The organism is uncultured Jannaschia sp., assembly GCF_947494025.1.
GTDB lineage: Bacteria > Pseudomonadota > Alphaproteobacteria > Rhodobacterales > Rhodobacteraceae > Jannaschia.
Genome location: NZ_CANLTQ010000008.1, coordinates 103,545 through 123,497, shown reverse-complemented (window position 1 = coordinate 123,497; position 19,953 = coordinate 103,545). Strand labels below are relative to the sequence as shown.

At 66.4% G+C, this 19,953-nt stretch carries 14 protein-coding genes and 3 pseudogenes; 7 read left to right on the top strand and 10 right to left on the bottom strand.

Annotated features, from left to right (window positions below; genetic code table 11):
* The first annotated feature begins 275 nt into the window (after nucleotides 1-275).
* Entirely contained in the window at nucleotides 276-542 is a 267-nt protein-coding gene (locus Q1B08_RS12330; protein WP_299819051.1) for a hypothetical protein, read from the top strand.
* Nucleotides 543-938: 396 nt separating this feature from the next.
* Complete coding sequence (locus tag Q1B08_RS12325; RefSeq protein ID WP_299819049.1) at nucleotides 939-1,529, top strand: exopolysaccharide biosynthesis protein; 591 nt, start codon at nucleotides 939-941, stop codon at nucleotides 1,527-1,529.
* Between the two features lie 3 nt (nucleotides 1,530-1,532).
* On the opposite strand, the gene Q1B08_RS12320 is transcribed toward Q1B08_RS12325, so the two are convergent.
* From Q1B08_RS12320 to Q1B08_RS12310, 3 genes are all read right to left on the bottom strand, one after another.
* Entirely contained in the window at nucleotides 1,533-3,269 is a 1,737-nt protein-coding gene (locus tag Q1B08_RS12320) for an alpha/beta fold hydrolase (RefSeq protein WP_299819047.1), read from the bottom strand.
* Nucleotides 3,270-3,401: 132 nt separating this feature from the next.
* Nucleotides 3,402-4,583, bottom strand: a complete 1,182-nt coding sequence (locus tag Q1B08_RS12315) for a PQQ-dependent sugar dehydrogenase (protein ID WP_299819045.1) — start codon at nucleotides 4,581-4,583, stop codon at nucleotides 3,402-3,404.
* Nucleotides 4,584-4,886: 303 nt separating this feature from the next.
* Nucleotides 4,887-5,465 carry a hypothetical protein gene (locus Q1B08_RS12310; RefSeq protein ID WP_299819043.1) on the bottom strand — a complete coding sequence of 193 codons (579 nt, stop codon included), beginning with the start codon at nucleotides 5,463-5,465 and terminating at the stop codon, nucleotides 4,887-4,889.
* Nucleotides 5,466-6,123: 658 nt separating this feature from the next.
* Here Q1B08_RS12310 and Q1B08_RS12305 point away from each other — a divergent pair.
* The 5 genes and pseudogenes from Q1B08_RS12305 to Q1B08_RS12285 form a co-directional block, all read left to right on the top strand.
* Nucleotides 6,124-7,167 (top strand): phospholipase D-like domain-containing protein, encoded by a 1,044-nt coding sequence (locus Q1B08_RS12305; protein WP_299819039.1) that lies wholly within the window; start codon nucleotides 6,124-6,126, stop codon nucleotides 7,165-7,167.
* A gap of 200 nt (nucleotides 7,168-7,367) precedes the next feature.
* Nucleotides 7,368-8,111 (top strand): endonuclease/exonuclease/phosphatase family protein, encoded by a 744-nt coding sequence (locus tag Q1B08_RS12300; protein ID WP_299819036.1) that lies wholly within the window; start codon nucleotides 7,368-7,370, stop codon nucleotides 8,109-8,111.
* A gap of 402 nt (nucleotides 8,112-8,513) precedes the next feature.
* Nucleotides 8,514-9,536 carry an alpha/beta hydrolase gene (locus Q1B08_RS12295; protein WP_299819034.1) on the top strand — a complete coding sequence of 341 codons (1,023 nt, stop codon included), beginning with the start codon at nucleotides 8,514-8,516 and terminating at the stop codon, nucleotides 9,534-9,536.
* Nucleotides 9,537-9,844: 308 nt separating this feature from the next.
* Nucleotides 9,845-11,211: pseudogene (locus Q1B08_RS12290) on the top strand (transposase).
* A 57-nt stretch (nucleotides 11,212-11,268) separates the two neighbouring features.
* A pseudogene (locus Q1B08_RS12285) lies at nucleotides 11,269-12,072 on the top strand (integrase core domain-containing protein); the annotation flags it as partial.
* A gap of 264 nt (nucleotides 12,073-12,336) precedes the next feature.
* Here Q1B08_RS12285 and Q1B08_RS12280 read toward each other — a convergent pair.
* From Q1B08_RS12280 to Q1B08_RS12250, 7 genes and pseudogenes are all read right to left on the bottom strand, one after another.
* Nucleotides 12,337-12,586: pseudogene (locus Q1B08_RS12280) on the bottom strand (IS5/IS1182 family transposase); the annotation flags it as partial.
* A 93-nt stretch (nucleotides 12,587-12,679) separates the two neighbouring features.
* The gene (locus tag Q1B08_RS12275) at nucleotides 12,680-14,335 is read right to left on the bottom strand and encodes an FGGY family pentulose kinase (protein WP_299819032.1); all 1,656 of its coding nucleotides are present in this window, start codon (nucleotides 14,333-14,335) and stop codon (nucleotides 12,680-12,682) included.
* 2 nt (nucleotides 14,336-14,337) lie between these two features.
* The gene (gene rbsK / locus Q1B08_RS12270) at nucleotides 14,338-15,270 is read right to left on the bottom strand and encodes a ribokinase (RefSeq protein ID WP_299819030.1); all 933 of its coding nucleotides are present in this window, start codon (nucleotides 15,268-15,270) and stop codon (nucleotides 14,338-14,340) included.
* 4 nt (nucleotides 15,271-15,274) lie between these two features.
* Nucleotides 15,275-16,378 (bottom strand): DUF4432 family protein, encoded by a 1,104-nt coding sequence (locus Q1B08_RS12265; protein ID WP_299819028.1) that lies wholly within the window; start codon nucleotides 16,376-16,378, stop codon nucleotides 15,275-15,277.
* Nucleotides 16,375-17,397, bottom strand: a complete 1,023-nt coding sequence (locus tag Q1B08_RS12260) for an ABC transporter permease (protein ID WP_299819026.1) — start codon at nucleotides 17,395-17,397, stop codon at nucleotides 16,375-16,377. Before Q1B08_RS12260 ends, Q1B08_RS12265 begins: the two co-directional genes overlap by 4 nt.
* A 16-nt stretch (nucleotides 17,398-17,413) precedes the next feature.
* Nucleotides 17,414-18,391, bottom strand: a complete 978-nt coding sequence (locus tag Q1B08_RS12255) for an ABC transporter permease (protein WP_299819024.1) — start codon at nucleotides 18,389-18,391, stop codon at nucleotides 17,414-17,416.
* Nucleotides 18,388-19,905, bottom strand: a complete 1,518-nt coding sequence (locus tag Q1B08_RS12250; protein WP_299819022.1) for a sugar ABC transporter ATP-binding protein — start codon at nucleotides 19,903-19,905, stop codon at nucleotides 18,388-18,390. The genes Q1B08_RS12255 and Q1B08_RS12250 overlap by 4 nt, the downstream gene beginning before the upstream one ends.
* Between the last annotated feature and the right edge of the window lie 48 nt (nucleotides 19,906-19,953).

Below are 19,953 nucleotides of genomic sequence, written 5' to 3'. Positions count from 1 at the left end.
CGACGAGACGCTCGGTCTCATGCTTGGAGACCTTCAGACGTTCCTGCGCGACCGGGATTGTCTCGGTCGCGTCATCGCGCTGCGGCGGGGTTGGATCACTCATGTCGTGGATTCCTCCGCCTCCCTGTATTCCTGTCCGCTCGGATCAGGTGCCGGTCCAATTCGCTTCGATCGCGATTGTTCCGGCCGTCCTGCTAAACATTGTTACCGGCCGACCGGGTCAGGCTCCTGGAAAAGGAACAATCGCACGAGCCGGTTGTTGTGGATGCGTACTCATGAGCCCGATCCCTTACGGCTCGCATTCACAACTGGAGAATATCATGGCTAAGAATCCCGGGGATTTCCGCAATCCGAAGGTCCAGGATACTGGAAAGAAATCCTCCGGAGGGATCGGCAAATGGATCGGCATCGCGGTGGCGGCGCTCGTGGCCCTGTTGCTTCTCCTTTGGCTGTTTGGTGCGCTTGGCGGCGACGATGCGACGGTTGACGATGCCGCGGTTGACGCGAACAACCCCGACGCCGTGATCGTCCCGGCAGACTAGTTGGGTGATGCGGACCGAGAAGACGGCGTATCAAGGCGGGCGATCAAGCATGCCGAAACCTTCGAAGGGGGTCATTCGCCTTCGAAGGAGATACCGGGATCGTCGCGCCTCTTCATCGTCCTAGAACCGCTTGACCGGATACCACGCCCGCAGCAGGATCGACGCTTGGATGTGCCCCGTCTCAATGCGTTTCGCGGGCGTGGCATGGCAAGAGGCCCGGGCCGCCATACCGAAGGAATCCACGCATCGCTTTCATGGACCGCTTCGACGCCCTCGGTGCCGCCGAAATCGTTCGGTGGCATGACCTCGGTGGAGTAAGGCGCAGTCACCCGTCAAACGGGAGTTCTCTACCAATGCCGGGTCGATCCGGCGGGAATATCGAAGTTCGAGGCATTCATGGCAGAGAAACGAACACGCGCGCTGAGTGACGTTCTGGATCGCCTCGAGGCATCGGCTCACGGCGAAAGCATCGAGGTTCGAGAGGTAATCGAAACGCTGGGGCACAGATCTTTCGCGTCCCTGATGCTGGTTTTCTCTCTGATTTCCTCCTCTCCCGCGAGCGCGATACCCGGCATCACGGCAACGGTCGCGGTCATCGTCTTCATCCTGGTCGTGCAGATGATCATCGGTCGCGACTGCGTCTGGCTGCCGGGGTTCATTACCAGTCGCCGGATGTCCACCGCCAAGCTCTGCAAGGGCATCGCATGGCTTCGAAAGCCGGTCGGTTTCGTCGAAAGATTTCTCCAGGCGCGGCTCACGTTTCTCTTTCACCGGCCGTGGCTCTGGCTGCCGCTCGTCGCGATTCTGGCGCTGACGCTCTTCATGCCGTTCATGGAGATCATTCCGACATCGGGTTCCATCGCCTCCGCCGTGATCGCGCTCTTCGCGGCAGGACTTCTGACCCGCGACGGTGCGCTGGTCGTGCTCTCGCTGATCCTTCTTTTGGGCGTGCCCTTCACGGTCTGGTATTTCGGTTTCAGCGCCTGAACATCACCTCAGGTCCTCGTGACCGTTGCCGGCAGAAGCTTCCGTCGACTCGAACCGGTTCCGCCGCTCTGCGGCTCCGTCACTCAATATGCTGCGTGCCATGTGCACGTCGAGCATCAGGTCGGGGATCAGCTTTCGCCGAAAAAAGGCGAGCGCCGGCTTGAGCGATTCAGGCGCGGTGAAGTCCAGAGCCGGCAGGTTCAGCGCCAGCATTTCGGACGCGTTGACCAGATCCGTCCGGGTGGCGGCGTAGTCGGCGTCATCCACACGGGGACGCAGCTTGCCCCAAAGTGCTTTCAACAGCTCCGGCTCTTGCCCCAGCGAGCGGAAGTAGGTGGCCACCTTCGGATGCCCGTGATGGTCGCGAATATCATCGAACAGGACGCGCAATTCATCACCAGCTGTCCCGGGATCGACCATCGGAATCTTTCTCGTTCCATCGGCGATCCCCAGCGGGATCGTGGGTTCCACGGCAATGTCGAGCCCGTCAGCTTGTCGCGTTTCGCTCAGGATCGACGCGACCAGGAGCAGTTTGGGAAGGACGTAGTCGATCGACTCCGTGAAATCCCGGGCCGGGCCAAGATCGCCGAGGCTGGCCCAGTCTGTCCCGTCGCGGCGCGGTGGCGCGGCGGAGCGCACCAGTGACCGCAAATCCGCGGCGGCATCCTCGAACTTCCGCGTGCGGGCGATCGGTCGAAGATGGTCCCAGGCCTGTTTGAGATAGGCCGGATCGTTGGCCAGCACCCGGAACAGGAAGTTGACGAAGGGGACGCGCAGGACGGCCTGAATGTCCTCGTAGATCGCCTCCACATCCGGACCGGCCTCGTCGGGCATGATTTCCGGCAAGGAAGCCAGATCCGCCCGGCCCCGCGCGATCTCCGGCTCCCCTTTCTCGCGGTCGGACCGTGACGCGCCGTTCGCGCGCTTCCCCACTTCCCGCAGGAGATCGTTCAGGGCCGCGGCGATTTCCCGGGGGTGATCCTCCGGCGTGAAGTGCTTGCCTCCCTCCACTCGGGTGAGCGGTGCGTTCAGGTCGCGCGCGAAGCGCTCGCCGTACTCGATCTTCTGGAACCGATCCGCAGTGCCCCAGACAAGTCGCGCCGGGATCGAAAGCGTCGGAAGTGCGTCGGCGACGGCGAGCGTGTCGTTCACGTCCAACGCCGCGACCTGTCGGGCCAGTGCCCGACCCGCACCGTTTCGCCGATAATGCGGCCAATGCACGTCGAAGGCTGCACGGGCCTCGCTCGGGTCGTCATGCCCGCGGCGATAGAGACTCGTCATGGTCAGGCGCAGGAATGCCTCCGGCATCCGTTTCACGAGCGCATGCCCTTTCTGCATCGCCTTGACGCTCGGAATGGGCCAGGAATCGTAGCCGATGGCGTTGGTCAGGAAGAGTCCGGCGCAGAGCTTCGGGTGGCGAACCGCCGCGATCTGCGCCACGCCGCCCCCAAGATCATGACCGGCGAGGATCGCCCGTTCGATCCCCAGCTCTCCTAGCCAGTCCACCAGATACTCGGCCTGACGGGCGACCGAGATGTCCCGCCCTTCCCCTTGCGGGATCGAGGCTCCGTAGCCGACCATCTCCCAGGCCAGGCAACGGGCATTCCCGATCCTCGGGACGACGTGGCGCCACAACGCCGGAGACGTGGGGATCCCGTGGATGAACACGACGGGAAAGCCGGTCCCGGCCTCCTCCCATCGCATCTGCAGGCCGCTGACCGGTCTTGTGTGGCTTTCCATTGTCGCACTCCTCACTGCGCTATGCCGGGATACTCACCCTGCTCCAACAGGGGGACCAGACGGGTGGCAGGACCGGTCGCGCCCGGGCGACGTGGCCGCCAAGGCGATCGGGCGTTCGCGGGATTGAACACCTCAGTCCGAGGCACCGGAGCCGCTGCGATCGCCGTCGGCGGAAGGAGGCTGCACCTCGAAGGGCTCCAGGCGCCAGACGGATCCCGCCGCTTCGCCCCTGACGTTCGTCAACAGGTAGATCGCGCCGTCCGGCCCCTCCACCACCTCACGGATGCGCGTGTTGAGCGGAAGGAACTGGGTGCCCGCGACCGCGCCGTTCTCCATATCGACGCGTTCGACGCCGCCGGCCGAAAGCGCCCCGAAGAGGATGTCGCCCTGCCAGTCGGGGAACAGATCGCCGGTATAAAGGATCATGCCCGCGGGCGAGCGCACGGGGCTCCAATGATGAGCCGCGTCCGCGAATTCGGGATATTCCGGCGGGTTGGGAATGTCGGTGCCGTCGTAGTTGATGCCCCAGCTCACGACCGGCCATCCGTAATTGGCGCCGGGTTCGACGAAATTGAGCTCGTCCCCACCTAGCGGGCCCATCTCCACGACCCAAAGCTGCTCCGCTTCGCTGTTCCAGATGGCGGACTCGATATTGCGGTGTCCGTAGGACCAGATCGCGTCCTCGCCGTCCTGCCCGACAAACGGATTGTCCTGGGGGATTGTGCCGTCAAGGTTCAGCCGAACGGTCGTACCCATCGTGTTCGACAGATCCTGCGCGGGGCCGAACTGGAATCGCTCGCCCAGTGCGAGGAAGACGTGGCCGGCGCCGTCGAAGGCAATGCGGTTGCCGAAATGGTTCGGACCCTCGACCTTGGGCTCCTGGCGGAAGATGACTTCCCAATCCTCGATGCGCGTCGCATCCTCCGAAAGCCGTCCGCGTCCCAGCGAGGTGCCGGCGGTCGCGTCTTCGCCCGGCTCCGCGAAGGAGAGATAGACGAGCCGGTTCTCCGCGAAGTCAGGATGAAGGGCCACATCCATGAGGCCGCCCTGCCCTTGGGCGAAGACCGAGGGCGTGCCCTCGATCGGTTCGGACACCGTGCCGTCGGGACTGACGAGGACGAGGTCGCCGGGCAGCTCGGTCACGAGCATCCGGCCGTCGGGCAGGAACGCCAGACCCCAGGGTGTATCGAGGCCGGTCGCGATCTCGAGGACCGAGACGACGACCTCGCCGGTATGGATCGTATCGACCTGGTTCTGGGGCTGGGCCAGTGCCGGAACCGTGGAGGCCAGAAGCGCGAGCAGGGAAAGTTTCATGGATGTGTTCCTTTCGATGGGGGCCGTCAGGCCGCATTTCGCAGCCGCGCAGGCATCGAGCGGCCGTCTGGCTGACACGGAACGGACGCCGGCGGCGGTTCCGCTCGTGGATCGTCGGATCGCAAGAGGTCCGGTCGCCGGACCGGCTGCGTTGTCTGTATCGAGAACACGTCCTTCGACGATCACGGAGACATCGAAGAGCCTTTCGTCGGCCGATGTCGCAAGGGGAAGCGAGAAGGGCGGCGCGCCGCCCTTCTCGTGAGGTTCCTATCGGAAAAACCGCCGGATGGCGATTTCGCCGGCTCAATCTTCGTAGACGTCGCCGACTTCCTGAATCTCCGCCTCGATGTCGTCGCCGTCGAACCAGCCCTCGAAGAAGCCCTCTTCCTCGACGGTCACGACCTGATCGCGGTCGAGGTCGGCCGCGTTGTACATGCCGGTGGAATATTCATCCCGGCTCAGCTGCGCGTCACCGTCCGTGTCGAGGTCGCTGTAATAGCCGGTGTAATCCGAGCCGTAGAACTGGCCGAACTCCTCCTGGTTGAGAAAACCGTCGGTGTCCGCGTCATAATCGGCAAAACTGGCTTCGTAGTCGCCACCGCGGTAGCGCTCGGTGCCCACGCCGAACTCTTCTTCGGACACCATGCGGTCGTTGTCGCGATCGTAGTCGTTGTAAAGGCCGGTCGCGAACTCGCCCTCGTTCAGGAACGAGTCGCTATCGCTGTCGAGCGCGTCGTAATAGCCAGTCTCATTGAAGCCCGTGTTGAACGTGTCGTAGTCGTAATCTGTGCCGACTTCGTCACCGAAGAGCTGGGCATTCGCGGGCGCGGCCAGAAGGGCGGCGGAAGCAGCGGCGGACAGAAGCGTGTGCTTGATCGTCATGATAGTCTCCATCTGTTCGTTGGGGCCCGTCCCGAGAAACGGGCGGCGACGGATCGCGGCCTCCTGGCCGGGGAGGTCCGATCCTTTGGCACCTGCGGGCGCGACCGGGTCGCGGCCGCAGCCTCGGATTGTTTGCAGCGGACAGGGTCATGCCGGGATGCAGCGACAACCGGCTGCACAGCTCTGCGTTGGCTCATCCCGCTCTCCCTGCGCCATTCGAAGCTTCCCCTCGTCACGACACATGCCCCGGCTCGCGGCCATCGCCGCCACCAAAGCCCGACCCGCCGGAGTGACCTCCGTGACCGGTCATCGCAACGCGGCCAGAAACCGCTTCGATTTGTATCTGCGGGACATTTCCTGCCCGCGCACGGTGTTTCAACAGCGACCCGCCCGAAGTTGTTCCAAGGCGTCGATCGATCTCGGTCAACGGAGCTACACCGATCACGCGATCTGCTCCGTGAACGCCTGACGCGCGGCCTCGCTCAAGATCCCGACAGTGTCCCGGCGAATGATGCAGGATCGCGGCGCAGGTCCGACGTCGGCATCCGGTTGCCCGGAAAGGAATCCATATGCCGCCTTCAACGTCGCGTGCTCGATGGGGCGCCTCGGTGTCCTTCCGATTCGATGAACAACTCTCCGCCGGATGTGTTCAACCCCCATGCTCGATGACCGCAGAAGACAGGAACACACGGCGCACTGGACGCCTGCCGAGCCCGACTGGAAGCTGTTTCAGGACAACCAGGCCGTCTGGAACGCCGTGCTGGAGCAATGCGACAACGCCCGGTCGAGCATCCGCCTCGAACAGTATATTTTCGATCCATACGGCATCGGGCGCAGGCTTCTCGACCTGCTTGCGGCGAAAGCGCGGCAAGGCGTCGTCGTGCGCGTTCTGGCGGACGGGTTCGGCAGCCGCGGGCTGACCGACAGCGACAGCGGGCGAGCCCTGGTCCGAAGCGGGGGCCACATCACCATGTTCAACGCCCTGCGGGATTTCGTGCGCAATCCGGTCCGCAGGGCGCCTCGTCTTCACCGCAAGACGCTGATCTGCGACGAGAGCCGCCTGATGGTTGGCGGCTCCTGCTACGCAGACTGGATGTCGCGTTGGCGCGATACGATGATCAGGGTCGGCGGACCGCTTCCGCCGGCGATCGTGGCGGAGTTCGAGCGGGTTTCACGCCTGGCGCATGACCGAACGCCGGATACGCACGCGACCTCCGTCCGAGGGGCACAGGAAGGCTGGACCTATGCGCTCGGCGGGCCGGACCTGGAGCCACAAGCCGATCTCCGGAGCACGCTTCCCGAAAGAATCGCGCAGGCGCGATCCTCGGTCCTGCTGACGACGCCCTACCTGGTTCCGAACCGCAAGCTCTGGCAGGCCCTGATCTCGGGCGTGGAAAATGGCGCGAAGGTCCGTATCCTGATGCCCGCGCGCAGCGATCACCGTCCGGTCGACATGATCGGGCGGCGCTTCGCGCATGCCCTGATCCGTCGTGGCGTGGAGGTGCGGCAATACACGGCCGGCATGATCCACGCCAAGCTCGCGCTGGTGGACGGGGCCTGGTCCTCTGTCAGCAGCTTCAACCTCGACGTCCTCAGTGCCGATCTGAACTTCGAAAGCGGCGTGTTCAGCACCTCGCCTGCGCTCTACGCCGCTCTGCGAGAGCAATGGGACGAGGATTGGGCGACGGGGGCGCCTCTGTGACGGCAGCCGGTCGTCGCTTGGTCAGGACCGGAGCGGCGGACAAATCCATGAGAGCAACGTGATGAAGACGAGGAGGTGACCATGACGAGTGGACCGCGCGGGATGCCGGAGCCCATCCGGAGCGGCCGCGACGGCGAACGGCGGCCGAACGACGTAACCGGGACGCCCCACCGTCCCGTCGAACTGAACGAGGCGGCGCGATGAGCGGCGGCATGCCCGGCGAGGTGACGATCGCCAGCTGGAACGTGTGCAAGGGCCTGGGTCAGGATTTGCGGCGGCGGACGGCACGCACGACCGAGGTGATTGGCCAGTTGGGTGCCGATGTGGTGGTGCTCCAGGAAGCCGATTTCCGCCTCCATCCCCGGCGGTCCGCCCTCCCGACGCCGGACCGCCGGATCGCGGGCTACGAATTTCTGGATTTGTCTGCCTCGGGGCACGGGATCGGCTGGCACGGGATCGCCGTGCTCGTCCCGCCGGAGGCCGTGATCGAGGACATCCAGCGCTTCGATCTACCCGCGCTCGAGCCGCGCGGGGCCGTCATCGCGACCCTCGGGCTGGCGGGCCTCCGGTTCCGGCTCGTCGGCGTCCATCTCGGTCTGATCCGCCGCAACCGTCGCGCGCAGCTGCACTTCCTTCGGCAAAAGCTCGACGGGATGCCGCCCTGCCCGACGGTGATGGCGGGGGACTTCAACGAACGGACCGCGACGCGCGGGCTCGAACCGCTCCAGCCCGCCATGCGAACGGCGAGCCCCGGCCCAAGCTTCCCGGCGGGACGTCCTTTCCTGCGCCTCGACCGCTTCGCGTGGTCGGACGACACCGAACTCGTCGAGAGTCATGTCGTGGACAGCCCGCTGGCCTCGATCGCGTCGGATCACCGGCCGATTTTCGGCCGGTTCCGCCTGTCGGAATCCGCAGCCTTGCCGGAGGCGGCTTCGTTACGTTGACGCGCACGTTGTCGAAGCATCGGGGTGATCGAAGGATGGCGGGCGATCATGCCGTCTTCAAACACCGGCTCCGGCCAATGCGCGGCCTGCAGGCGATGTGCGTCGATCAGGATGAGATGCGAGCGACAATCCGGATAAAAACGGGCCGCCGAACCCGGGCCGGGGGAAGGGGGCAGGTCTTATGTCCCATTCCTTCATCCTCCATCCGGCTCAATGGCCCACTTCGGGGAGGACCACTTTTCAGGGGGCAGGCCATCCCGACGCGACGCGTCGCGTGCGGGAAGTCTGGTATGATTGCCGATCCAGTTGGAACTTGTACGGCGCGACGCGTTGAACCCTCATCGCTGTTCCTGCTCCGTGGGATGCAGTCCGACCTGTTCACGCCATCAGGGGAATCCCGCCATGTCTTCACCGAACTCCCGCCGTCCGTCGATCCTCACGATCGCCGCCGGCACCGTCGCGGCCTTCGGCGCGCTCGCGCTCGCCAACAACGTGGCCGCGCGACGGGCCGAAGCCCGGTATCCGCCGTACGGGCGCCGGATCGTCGTGGACGGCATCGCCCTGCACGTCATGGAGTTCGGCCCCGCAGAGCCGGTGCATGCCGGCGGACCTCCGATCGTGCTCTTGCATGGCAACCTCGTGGCGGGCGGCGACTGGCTCGCAAGCGGCGTGGTGGGACGGTTGGCCGCCGAGCGCCGCGTCGTCGTGTTCGACCGCCCGGGCTTCGGGCATTCGGAGCGCCCCCGTGGCGCAAGGGGGGATGCGCGCGCGCAGGCGACGCTGCTGAGGGAGGCCTGCCGCCGGATGAACGTTGTCCGCCCGGTGGTGATGGGACATTCCTGGGCCACGCTCGTGGCGCTGGCCTGGGCGCTCGACGCGCCCGAGGGGATGAGCGGCCTGGGGTTGCTGGGAGGGTACTTCTACCCGACCCCGCGCCTTGACGTGGCCCTGGTCGCGCCCGCGGCCGCACCGATCGTGGGTGACGTCCTCCGCCACACCGTGTCGCCGCCGCTCGCGCGGATCACGCTGTCGGCCACGCTGAAAGGCATGTTCGCCCCGCGCCCCGTACCGGCGGGTTACCGGGAGGCCATGCCGCCGGGGCTCGTCTGCCGCCCCGGGCAACTCGGCGCCACCGCGGAGGAGGGGGCCGCGATGCGGCGCGAGGCCGCGTCCCTGATCGGACGCGTGGAGCAATTGCGGGTCCCGTTGGCCGTCATGGCGGGTGCGGAAGACCTCGTAGTGGATGCAGTGGAGCAGTCGGTGCGTCTCGCGGACCACGTCCGACGGCACGCGGATGTCCCCGTGGATCTCTGGATCGAGCGCGGGGCCGGCCACATGGTGCATCATGCGGCGCCCGACCGGACGGCGGCGATGGCGGTGTGGCTGGGCGACGCGAAGCGCGATCCGGGGCGATCCACAGCGTGACGCGCAATCCGAGTTCCGCGGAGTCTCTCGGCGACGTGCACCTTATGGGACATCATCAGCCTCTTCCGGCTTGAAGCGTGCTCCGTTTCACGACGCGCGGTTCGAAGTACCTGCGCAAGGTGCTGGTCCACGGCGCAGGGACTGCGATGCCGGTGCTGCGACGGTTAGACAATGACACGGGCACACGGTTGCGCCGATCTCCATCGTGGCAAGAGCTATCGCCGAAGATGGGTGATGCGATCTGAGAGGGCGGTGCGTCGAGGCGGGCGATTGAAGCCTGCCAGAACCTCCGAAGGGAGCGATATGCCATAAAGGAAGATACCGGCATCGTCACGCTACGCCAGCCAGACGGGGTCGAGGACCCGCTGACCGGGATTGCGCGGGAGGGCGCGCGCCGGATGCTTGCATCTGCGTTGGAAGCCGAAGTCGAGGCTTTCCTGGATCAGTTCGCCGCGGAGCGCCTGCCGGACGGTCGCCGCCGGGTCCGGCGCGGTCACGGCCCGAGCGGACGATACACACCGGGATCGGCGCGCTTGAGGTCCGACGACCGAAGGTCCAAGCCCGCATAGAGGATCCGGTCGAGAGGGCCCGGTGGGCGCGGCGGTCGCGTAGACTCAATGCACCGCCGGGGCTCTACCTGCGCGGCATCTCCACGGGCGACGTTCAAGGAGCTTGGCCACGCTCCTGGGCCCGGACGTACCGAACCTCTTGTCCGGCGCGATCTCGCGGCTGACGGCTGGTTGGCAGCAGGACTTCGAGCGCCGGCAGCGTCGCGACCTGTCGGCCCGGCGCTACGTCTGCGTCTGAGCGGACGGGGTCTTCCTCCAGGCCAGAATGGAGCCCGCAGCCGAATGCAGGCTCGCGCTGATCGGGGCGACGCCGAAGGGGAAGAAAGAACTCATCGGCTTCCGGTCGGGCATGCGTGAGGACGCGCAGAGCCCCCTCTCGGGGTTCGCGGGCAAACCCCCCTGCCGGTCAACGGAACGCGAGCTGATCGCCGACATCAAGGGCCGCGGCCTGGCCGTCGCCCCGGAGACCGCGACGGCGACGCCGCGCTCGGCTTTCTAGATGGCCGTGGATGAGCCTTGGCCCGATACCCGTCATCAGCGGTGCCGGAGTGAGAGGCGTCCCGGGGTCGGTCCAGTGGACCGATCCAGCCTCGAACGGGCGGAGCCCGGGACAGCGAACGTGCTCAGCACGGTGCGCAAGTCGATCCACCCTGCGGTGAAGTCCGACCTGCGCGACATCTGTCAGGCCGAAACCCGCGCCGCCGCCGAAGCCGCCATGGAGGTCTGCACTGAGAAGTATGGCGTGAGGTATCGGAAGGCCGTGGCATGCCTGATGAAGGATCGCGAGGCGCTCTCGGCCTCCTACGACGCCCCGCCAAGCACTGGGGCCACTTGCGCACGGCCACCCCCCTTTCGTGATATTTGCCTCGCAAATGCACTGCCGGGCAATGATCGAGAGCGTCTTCACCACCGTCCGGCACAGGACCGCCCGCACCAAGGGCGCGCTGTCGCAGAAGACGGCGAAGCTGATGGTCTTTACCCTGATCCGTGCGGTCTCGAAATCGTGGCGCCGCCTCTCGGGCGCAGACCGGTTGCCTCTCGTCGTCCAAGGCGTCAAGTTCGTCGACGACAACGTCACCAACGACGCCGTAAAACCAGGCCGCTGATTAGGCCGACTCCCCCAGTTCCCAGTATAGTTCTCCGGTCCAATTCGAGGACGGACAATGAAGCGAACGAGATTCACCGATGAGCGATCATCGGTATCTTGAGCGAGCCTGAGGCTGGTGCGGAGTGCACTAGCTTGTGCCGCAAGCACGGCATGTCGGAAGGTACTTTCAACAACTGGAAGGCCAAATTCGGCGGAATGACGGTATCAGAAGCCAAGCGGCTGAATGATCTCGAAGACGAGAACGCGAAGCCGAAGAAGTTGCTGGCCGAACAGATGCTCGATCTCGCCGAGCTGGTTTCAAAAAAGTGGTGACGCCTGCCGTAAAGCGCGGGGCGGTCGCGCACCTGAGGTCCCCGCGCGGGCTCTCGGAACGACGGGCGTGCCGGATCGCCGGGGCGGATCGCAAGATGATCCGCGACCTGGCGCAGCGTACGTCGGACAGCGTGCTGCGCGGACGGTTGCGGGAACTAGCCAACGAACGTCGGCGGTTCGGTTATCGGCGGCTCTTCGTCCTGTTGCGCCGCAAGCCTGGCGGCGATTCCGGATAGATCGATCTCGGAGCGCCGAATGGCGTGTCGCGGAAAGCCTGCCATGGTTGTCAGCGACAACGGGACCGAACTGACCAGGAACGCCAACCTGCGATGGTGCTCCGAGCACCGGATCGGATGGCACCACATCGCGCCGGGGAAGCCCGTGCAAAACGGCTTTGTGGAGAGCTTCCACGGTCGGATGCGGGTTGAACTGCACAATGACACCATGTCCCGGAACCTGGCTCACGCCCGTGTCGTGAATCGCGGCCCGGGCTGCCGACGACAACACCAAGCGCCCGCATTTGGCCTTGGACTACCAGACCCCGGCTGATGATGTGTGAGTCCTAATTACCGAAATCGCCCGCCCCACTGCGCCAGTCGAACGCTCCGTGCAACGGACGATTGCTCACCCTGCGCCGATCGGCGTAAACACCAACCGGCCTTCGGTCGCGGCTGGAATGAAAACCCGTGGCAGGTCACCACGTGCATGGTGTCGGGCATTCGAGCGGAGAAACTCTGTAGAATTTCGTCTCTATCCCGGCGTTGTTGCAGGACCCACGGCTGAGGGATGACATCTTCTTGCCCCGCTGATGTCAGGCCAAGCGAACGATCTCTGCGGTGCCGCGGGCTGAGAAGCGGTTCATGAGCGCGCCGCGGATGTGGATTTCGGCGGTCTGGCTCTCTTGCGGCGATGCAGCCGTCAAGTGCTCCGAGGCATCGCATCTTCGTCTCGACACGGCGCCGGACGTGGGATCCGATCCAGCGCTTTCAGACCGCGCGGCCGTAGTGTTTCGTGGCGCGCAGCGTCGCGTTCCGAGCCTTTGCCGCCGGGCAGCCTTCCTTTCGGAGGCTTGCTCATCCACCCCGTCTGACCGCAAGAATTCGCAACGTGAATCGTCGGCAGTCAGAGTTACTCAATAACGCCGTGCAACTTAGTCACGTTTCTCTGCCGCCCGTGGCCATCTCGGGTTCGCCCTCTCCGGCCATCAGGCGACGGACGTTGTCGAAATGCGCCTGCATGGCGGTGAAGACCGCGTATTTCCGGTCGTGGTAGGCGCGCGCGGCCGGGCTGGGATGCACCGCGCGGGCGGGGCCGGCCATTGCCGCCGCGCCCTCGGTCAAGGTCCCGAACGCGCCCGCAGCGACGGCGGCGGCGGTGGCCACGCCGCGCAGCACGGGTTCTTCACCCTCGGGCACCAGCACGCGGCAGCCGGTCGCGTCGGCATGGGCGGCGACGTAATCCGCGTTCGTCGCAAGGCCGCCGCTCATCACGATATCGGATACGCTCAGCCCCTGCGCCGCCATCGCGTCCAGAATCGCGCGGGTGCCGTAAGCGAGCGATTGGATCGCGGCAAGATAGTCGAGCGCGAGGTCGTCCATTCCGGTCTCGAGCGTCAGGCCCGTGATCATGCCACGCCTTTCGGGATCGGCCAGCGGCGCACGGTTGCCGTGGAAGTCCGGCTGCACGTGGCGTGCCCGGGTCAGCTCGGCGCGGGCAAGGCCGCCTTTGGGCGCCAGCGCGTCCAGCCGTTCCGACAGGGCCACCGCGGCGCCGGAAGCCCCGCCGGTCATGCCCGCCGATGCGCCGTGCCGCGCGATCACGGCGTCGAGCAGCGCCCCCGCTGCCGACTGCCCGGCTTCGAGCGCGATGCGCCCGGGCGTGAGCACCTGCGGATACGGACCCCAGATGCCGGGCACGAAGGCGCTGCTGTCGGTCTCGACGATGTGACACGCCGACGTGCCGGCGATCAGCGCGAGCCGCTCGCCGCGGGAGGCGTCGCCCTCGCACTGCGCGCCGAGCGTGCCGAGCGCTCCTGCATAGGCGTCGATCATCCCCGCCGCGACCGGCAGACCGGGCGCGAGGTCCAGCTCGTCCGCCGCAGCCTCGGAGAGCGTGCCGGCCGAACGTCCCGGCAGAATCAGATCGGTGCCAAGGCGGGCGTGGCCATCCTCGGCAAGGTCGGCAAGACCGATCGCCGACAGGTATCCGTCGTCCCAGCCCTCGCCCGACAGGCCCCGCTCGCCCAAGTAGCCCCACTTGCAGACCAGCGAATTGACCGAGCGCGCGTCGGTGCCGGTGGCGCGATGCACAAGCCAGTCCGGCAGGTCGCGGAAGGCCGTGGCCATGCGCCACGCCTCCGGCAGGTTTCGCTTGAGCCACAGGAGCTTGGGCATTTGCATCTCGGGCGAGATCGCCCCGCCCACGCGGGCCAGCGGCTCGCCTCCGATGCCGTTGATCTCATGCGCCTCGCCCACGGCGCGATGATCCATCCATAGCACGACGTCCTGCTCCGGCGCCCCGTCGGGATCCACCGACACCGCCCCGTCCGGGCCGGAAACCACCAGCGAACAGGTCGCGTCGAAAGCGAGCGCGGCGACGTCGATGTCGCCCGCCTCGGCGCGTGCGGCTCGTACGGCGGCGACCACCGCGCGCCAGATGTCGGCGCTGGCCTGCTGGGCGAAGGTCTCGCGCGGGCGGTGGGTCGCGATCGGCACGGACCCGCACCCGAGAAGCGCGCCCGAGGTGTCGAACAGGCCGGCGCGGGCGCTGCCGGTGCCCACGTCGATGCCAAGAAACGTCGGCGCGGCCACGGCTAATCCTCCGCGAGCTCGCGGCAGAAAGCCTCGAACCCGGCCGCATCGGTATAGCTCGATTGCGTGCCGCGCCCGGTGATCGAGTGCGCGGCATAGCGCGCGGCGCGGATCAGCGCCTGTTCGGGCGCGGCGCCGCCGGACAGGAACCGCGCGAAGCTGCCGATGAAGGCGTCGCCCGCCCCGGTCGTGTCCACCGGATCGACGCGCACCGGCGCGATCTGAATCACGTCGTCGGCCGTGATAAGCCGCGCGCCGCGACCGCCCAGGGTCACGATCACGTTGCGGATACCGCGCGCGATCAGTGACCGCGCGGCGGCGAGCACCGCGTCGTCGGTTTCGGTGGGCATGCCCGACAGCAGCGCCAGCTCGCTTTCGTTCGGGCAGAACCAGTCGAGACCGGCGAGCTTGGACAGGTCCAGGTCGGGATCGGCCGGCGCCGGGTTCAGGATCGTCTGAATCCCGTGTTCCGCACCGAAAGCGACAGCTTCGTAGACCGTCTGAAGCGGTACTTCGAGCTGCATCAGGATCGCGTCGCAGTCCTTGAGTGTTTCGGCGGCGGCGGCGATGTCCGCGCCGGACAAATGCCCGTTGGCCCCCTTCACGATCAGGATCGCGTTCTCGCCGTCAGGCTCCACGAAAATCGGGGCAACCCCCGAGGGCGTGCCCGCGACCGTGCGGACATGGGTTACGTCGATGCCGTTATCGACCAGGTTTTGCCGGGTGCGCGGTCCGAAAAGGTCGTCGCCGACGCAGGTGACGATCGAAACCTTCGCGCCGAGGCGGGCGGCCGCGACGGCCTGGTTGGCGCCCTTGCCCCCGAAGCCCTGCGCAAAATCCGGCGCCTCGAGCGTTTCGCCGCGGTTCGGCATGCGTTCCACATAAGTGACGAGATCGACCATGTTCGATCCGACGACGGCAATGCGATCGGTCATGTGCTTAGTCCTTGTCCTGACCGCCGAGGGCGGCGATCTGTCCCGAAAGTGCCGCGGCCTCGTCGGGGGTGACGTAACCGAAGTGCGCGGTGAAGCCGCGCGTCTCGCCCGACGCGAGGGTCGCGATGTTGCCCTTGGCCTTCTCGGCAAGATAGCCCTCGGGCTCGCAGGTCGCGGGCAGCGCGAAGGCGGCCACGGTCGCGTCGGCGCCATGCAGGATCCAGCGTGCGAGGCGCGGGAACTCGGACGGCGCGTAGCTCATCGCGAAGCCGTCGCCCGCGGGGCGTTCGAGCATCGCATGCGTCAACCCGTCCTTGTCGGTCCCCGGGGCGTCCACGTAGATCACCTGCTCGGGATCCCATTGCCCGGGTCGGTCGAGCCTGCGACCCGCTTCGGGGTGCTCGGCCAGCTCCTTCAGGAAGGCGCGGTAGTCGTCGGTCGGCGTGACGTGCGCGGGCACCGAGGACCGCACCCGCGTCCGCTCCGGGGTGAAGGGCGCGGCCTGGTGGATCACGCCGTCGGCCACGAAGGCGAAGTTGACGTGCGCCATGTACATAAGCTCCATCGACAGGGCCGAACGGTTTTCGACCTCCATGCTCATGGCGATGGTCGTGCCGGTTCCGACGGTGACCGAGGGCCGCGCCCGGTAGTTCGGACCGAAGCCCAGCGTGTGATCCACGTGGCCCGCGACGCGCACCACCGGCCCGCCCTCCGCGTCGGTGTCGAACTCGATCCGCGCGCTGCCCATGCGCTTGCACGGCATCTCTCCGTGCAACGGATGGTCGTCTTCCGGTCCCGGACAGCCGTTCCGCAGCAGGCCGCTATGGTAGGCCAGGCAGCCGTATGTTTCGACGATCGAGGTCGCGGGTCGCGGCTCGGGAAACGCACTTTCCATCGTCAGGCGCACACCGTCGAAAACCGCGTCCCAGACCATCTGCCCCATGAAGGGCAACACCTCGACATGGCCGCGTCCGTTGGCGATCCGCAGCATCTCGACGCCAAGACCGGTGCGCCATGCGGTAACCGTGAATGCGCCGCCCTGTGCGACGACGCGCCTGGCCGGCCCGAAGGCGTCGGGGGTGAGCGGGATGGAAACGGACATGCTCATCGTGCTTTCCTGCCGCGGAAGGAATTGATGGCGATCACGGCAATCAGGAATGCGCCCCAGACGAAGTCGATCAGGTGGTTCGAAACCCGCATCATCTGAAAGCCCGAGGACAGCAGCGTGAGCGAGATCACCGCCAGCGCAACGCCCAGCACGTTGCCCTTGCCGCCGGCCGGGTTGGTGCCGCCCAGCACGGCGATCAGCACCGCCTGCAGCAGGTAGGACGCGCCATAATCGGACTTGGCCGCGTTGGTGCGTGCCGACAACAGGATACCGGCCATGGCAGCCAGACCCCCTGTCAGCATGTAGGACCACATGATCATGCGCCCGCGCTCGATCCCCGTGTAGATCGCGGCCTTGGGATTGGTGCCGATCATCTTGAGCCGCAGGCCGAAAGACGTGCGCGAGAGCAGCAACGACAGCGCGACGCACAGCACCACGAACAGCACCAGCGGCACCGGAATCGCGGCGATCTTTCCGTTGCCCAGCCAGTTCCACGCGGGCGGAAAGCCCACGATGGCCGGTCCGCCGGTCAGCACGAGGCAGAGACCGATGAAGACCTGGCCCGTGCCGAGCGTGGCCAGGATCGGCGTGATCTTCAGCCCCGAGATCAAGAGCCCGTTCAGGAGCCCCGCCAGGACGCCGATCAGAAGGCCCAGGCCGACGCCGAGGATCACGGGTGCGACGCCCAGCGACCCCGCCCCGGCCTCGCCCGCGAGATAGCCGAACACGGTTCCGGCGGTAATGCCGGCGAGATTCGCCACGCCAATGATCGACAGGTCGATCCCGCCCGTCAGCATGGCGATCATCATCGCCACCGACAGGATGCCCAGCTCGGGCATGAAGAAGGCCATGGATTCGAAGTTGTAGGACGACAGGAACATCTGCGGGCGCAAAGCCGTCATCACGGCAAGGATCAGGAGACAGATGACGCCCAGCTGCACGTTGGTGTGCCCGCCCGCGCGCAGGAGGCTTCCTTTGAGGCTGCCGCCACTGGTTTCCGCGGTGTTGGTCCGGCTCATGTAGGATCCTCCCGATTCAGACCGGCGCGCGGCGGTCGCGCAGCGCCGTCACCGCCACCGCGGCGATCAGCATGCCGCCCACGACCACGCGCTGCCACGTCGTGTCGATGCCCATGAGGATCAGCGAGTTCTGGATCATCACGAGGATGAAAACCCCCAGCACGGTCCCCAGAACCGTGCCTCGGCCGCCGAAGATCGACGCGCCGCCCAGCACCACCGCCGCGATCACGTCGAGTTCGAGGCCCACGAAGTCGCGCGGGTTGGCGAGCCAGATCATCGACGAGTGCAGCAGCCCCGCGAACCCCGCGAGCGCCCCGGCGGTGCAATAGACGAAGATCATCGTGCGCCCGGTGTTGAAGCCCACGCGCTTGGCAGCCTCGGCGTCGGCGCCATAGGCATAGACCGAGCGCCCGATCATGGTGCGGGTCAGCAGAAGGTGGATGCCTATCGCCGCCGCGACGTAGATCACGATCATCGCCGTCAGCCCGAAGGTCGCGCCGTTCGCGCGCTCGAGCGTCAGGATGTCCGTGCGGCCGAAGGCGATCAGCGCGTCGGGCATCTGGTTGATGTTGACGTTCGAGGTGCCCACGAACCCCAGCACGAGGCCACGCACCACAGACGCCGTGCCCAACGTCACGATCAGCGGTATCATGTTGAATTTGTGGATGATACCCGCGTTTATCAGCCCGAGGAGCCCGCCGATCAGCGTGGCCGCGAGGAACGGCAGGATCACCCCGTCGTAGTCGAGCGCGACCATCGTGCGGACGACGAGGTACATGCCGGCGACCGCGAAGGCGGTGAACGACACGTCGATGCCGCCCGAGATCATCACCAGCAGCACCCCGAGAGCCATCAGGCCGATGACGACGTTGGACTTCAGCAGACTGAAGATGTTCGACAATTGCCAGAATGCGGGGTTGATGAGGCCGATCAGCACCATCGCGGCCACGAGGATCAGCGCGATGATGGCGTCGGCGCTGCCGAAAAGTTTCATGCGGTTTCCTTCCGGGTCGCGCCGGCCAGCGCGGTCTCGAGCGCGTCTTCGGTCAGGGCACCGCCCGACAGCTCCCCGGTCAGACGACCGTCGGCCATCGTCAGTACGCGGTTGCAGTTCGCGACAAGCTCGGGAATGTCGTCGGAGATCATGATCACGGCGAGGCCCTTGTCGCGGGTCAGGCCATGGATAAGCGCGTGGATCTGCTCCTTCGAACCCACGTCTACGCCCACGGTCGGGCCGTTGAGCATGAGAAGCTTCGCGCCGGTCATCAGCCAACGTCCGATCACCACGCGCTGCTGGTTGCCGCCCGAGAGCGTCGAGACCGCGGCTTCCGTACCCGGCGCGCTGATCTGCATGTCATTGAACATCGCCTCGGTCTCGGACCGCGTCCGGGCGCTGTCGAGCCACAGGCGAGGCGCGTAGCGATCCATTGCCGCGGAGATCGCGTTGTCGCGGATCGACCGGCTGAGGAAGAGCCCTTCGGACAGCCGATCCTCGGGAACGTAGGCCACGCCCTTCTTGATAGCGTCGGACACGGACGCGGGCGCGAGCGGCGCGCCGTCGATCTCCATCGTGCCGGACACATCGCGACGCAGGCCGAAGATCGCCTTCACCAGCGACGTCCGCCCCGCCCCGATCAGGCCCGACAGGCCCACGACTTCGCCCGGCATGATGTCCAGCGACACGTCATGCACCTGCTTGCCCACGCTCACGTCTCTCAGCCGCAGGCGCGGGGTGGTCCCGGCGGCGATGACGGGCGCTTCGACATGCCCGGTATTCAGGTCGCGCCCGGTCATGGCGCGGGTGATCTTGCGCTCGTCGAACTCCGAGATCGGGCCTTCCTCGACCTTCTTGCCGTTCCGGAAAACGGTCAGCGCCTCGCTGATCTCGAGCATCTCGCGCATCTTGTGGCTGACGAAAAGCACCGCGATCCCCTGCGCCTGCAGGTCGCGCACGATGCGGAACATCCGCTCCACCTCGCGGCCGGTCAGCGCGGTCGTGGGCTCGTCCATGATGATGAGGCGCGCGTCGGCCAGCACCGCGCGGGCAATGGCGACGATCTGGCGACCGGCGGCGGGCAGCGTCTCGACGCTGGCGTCGAGGTCGAGCTTGACGTCCAGTCGTTCGAGTACCTCGCGGGCCATCGTGCGGCCCCGGCGCCAGTCGACCGTGCCGCGTTTCTCGCGCAGGAAGGTGTTCAGGAACAGGTTCTCGACTACGCTGAGTGTCGGGAACAGCGACAGGTCCTGATAAATGACCTGCACGCCGTGCGCGATCGAGGCCGCCGGATCGAGCCGGCCCGTCGGCTTTCCGTCGATCCGGATCTCGCCCGCGTCGGGCTGGTAGACCCCCGAGACGATCTTGATCAGCGTGGACTTGCCGGATCCGTTCTCTCCGGCGAGGCAACGGATCTCGGCGCGGTCGATGGACATGGTGACGTCGTCCAAGGCGCGAACGCCGCCGAACCGCTTCGAGATGCCCCGAAGCTCGATCAGTGGTGGCGATGCCATGAGGGGCCTCGTGAATTCGGGGGAAGCGTCGGGACACGCGGGGCGCGC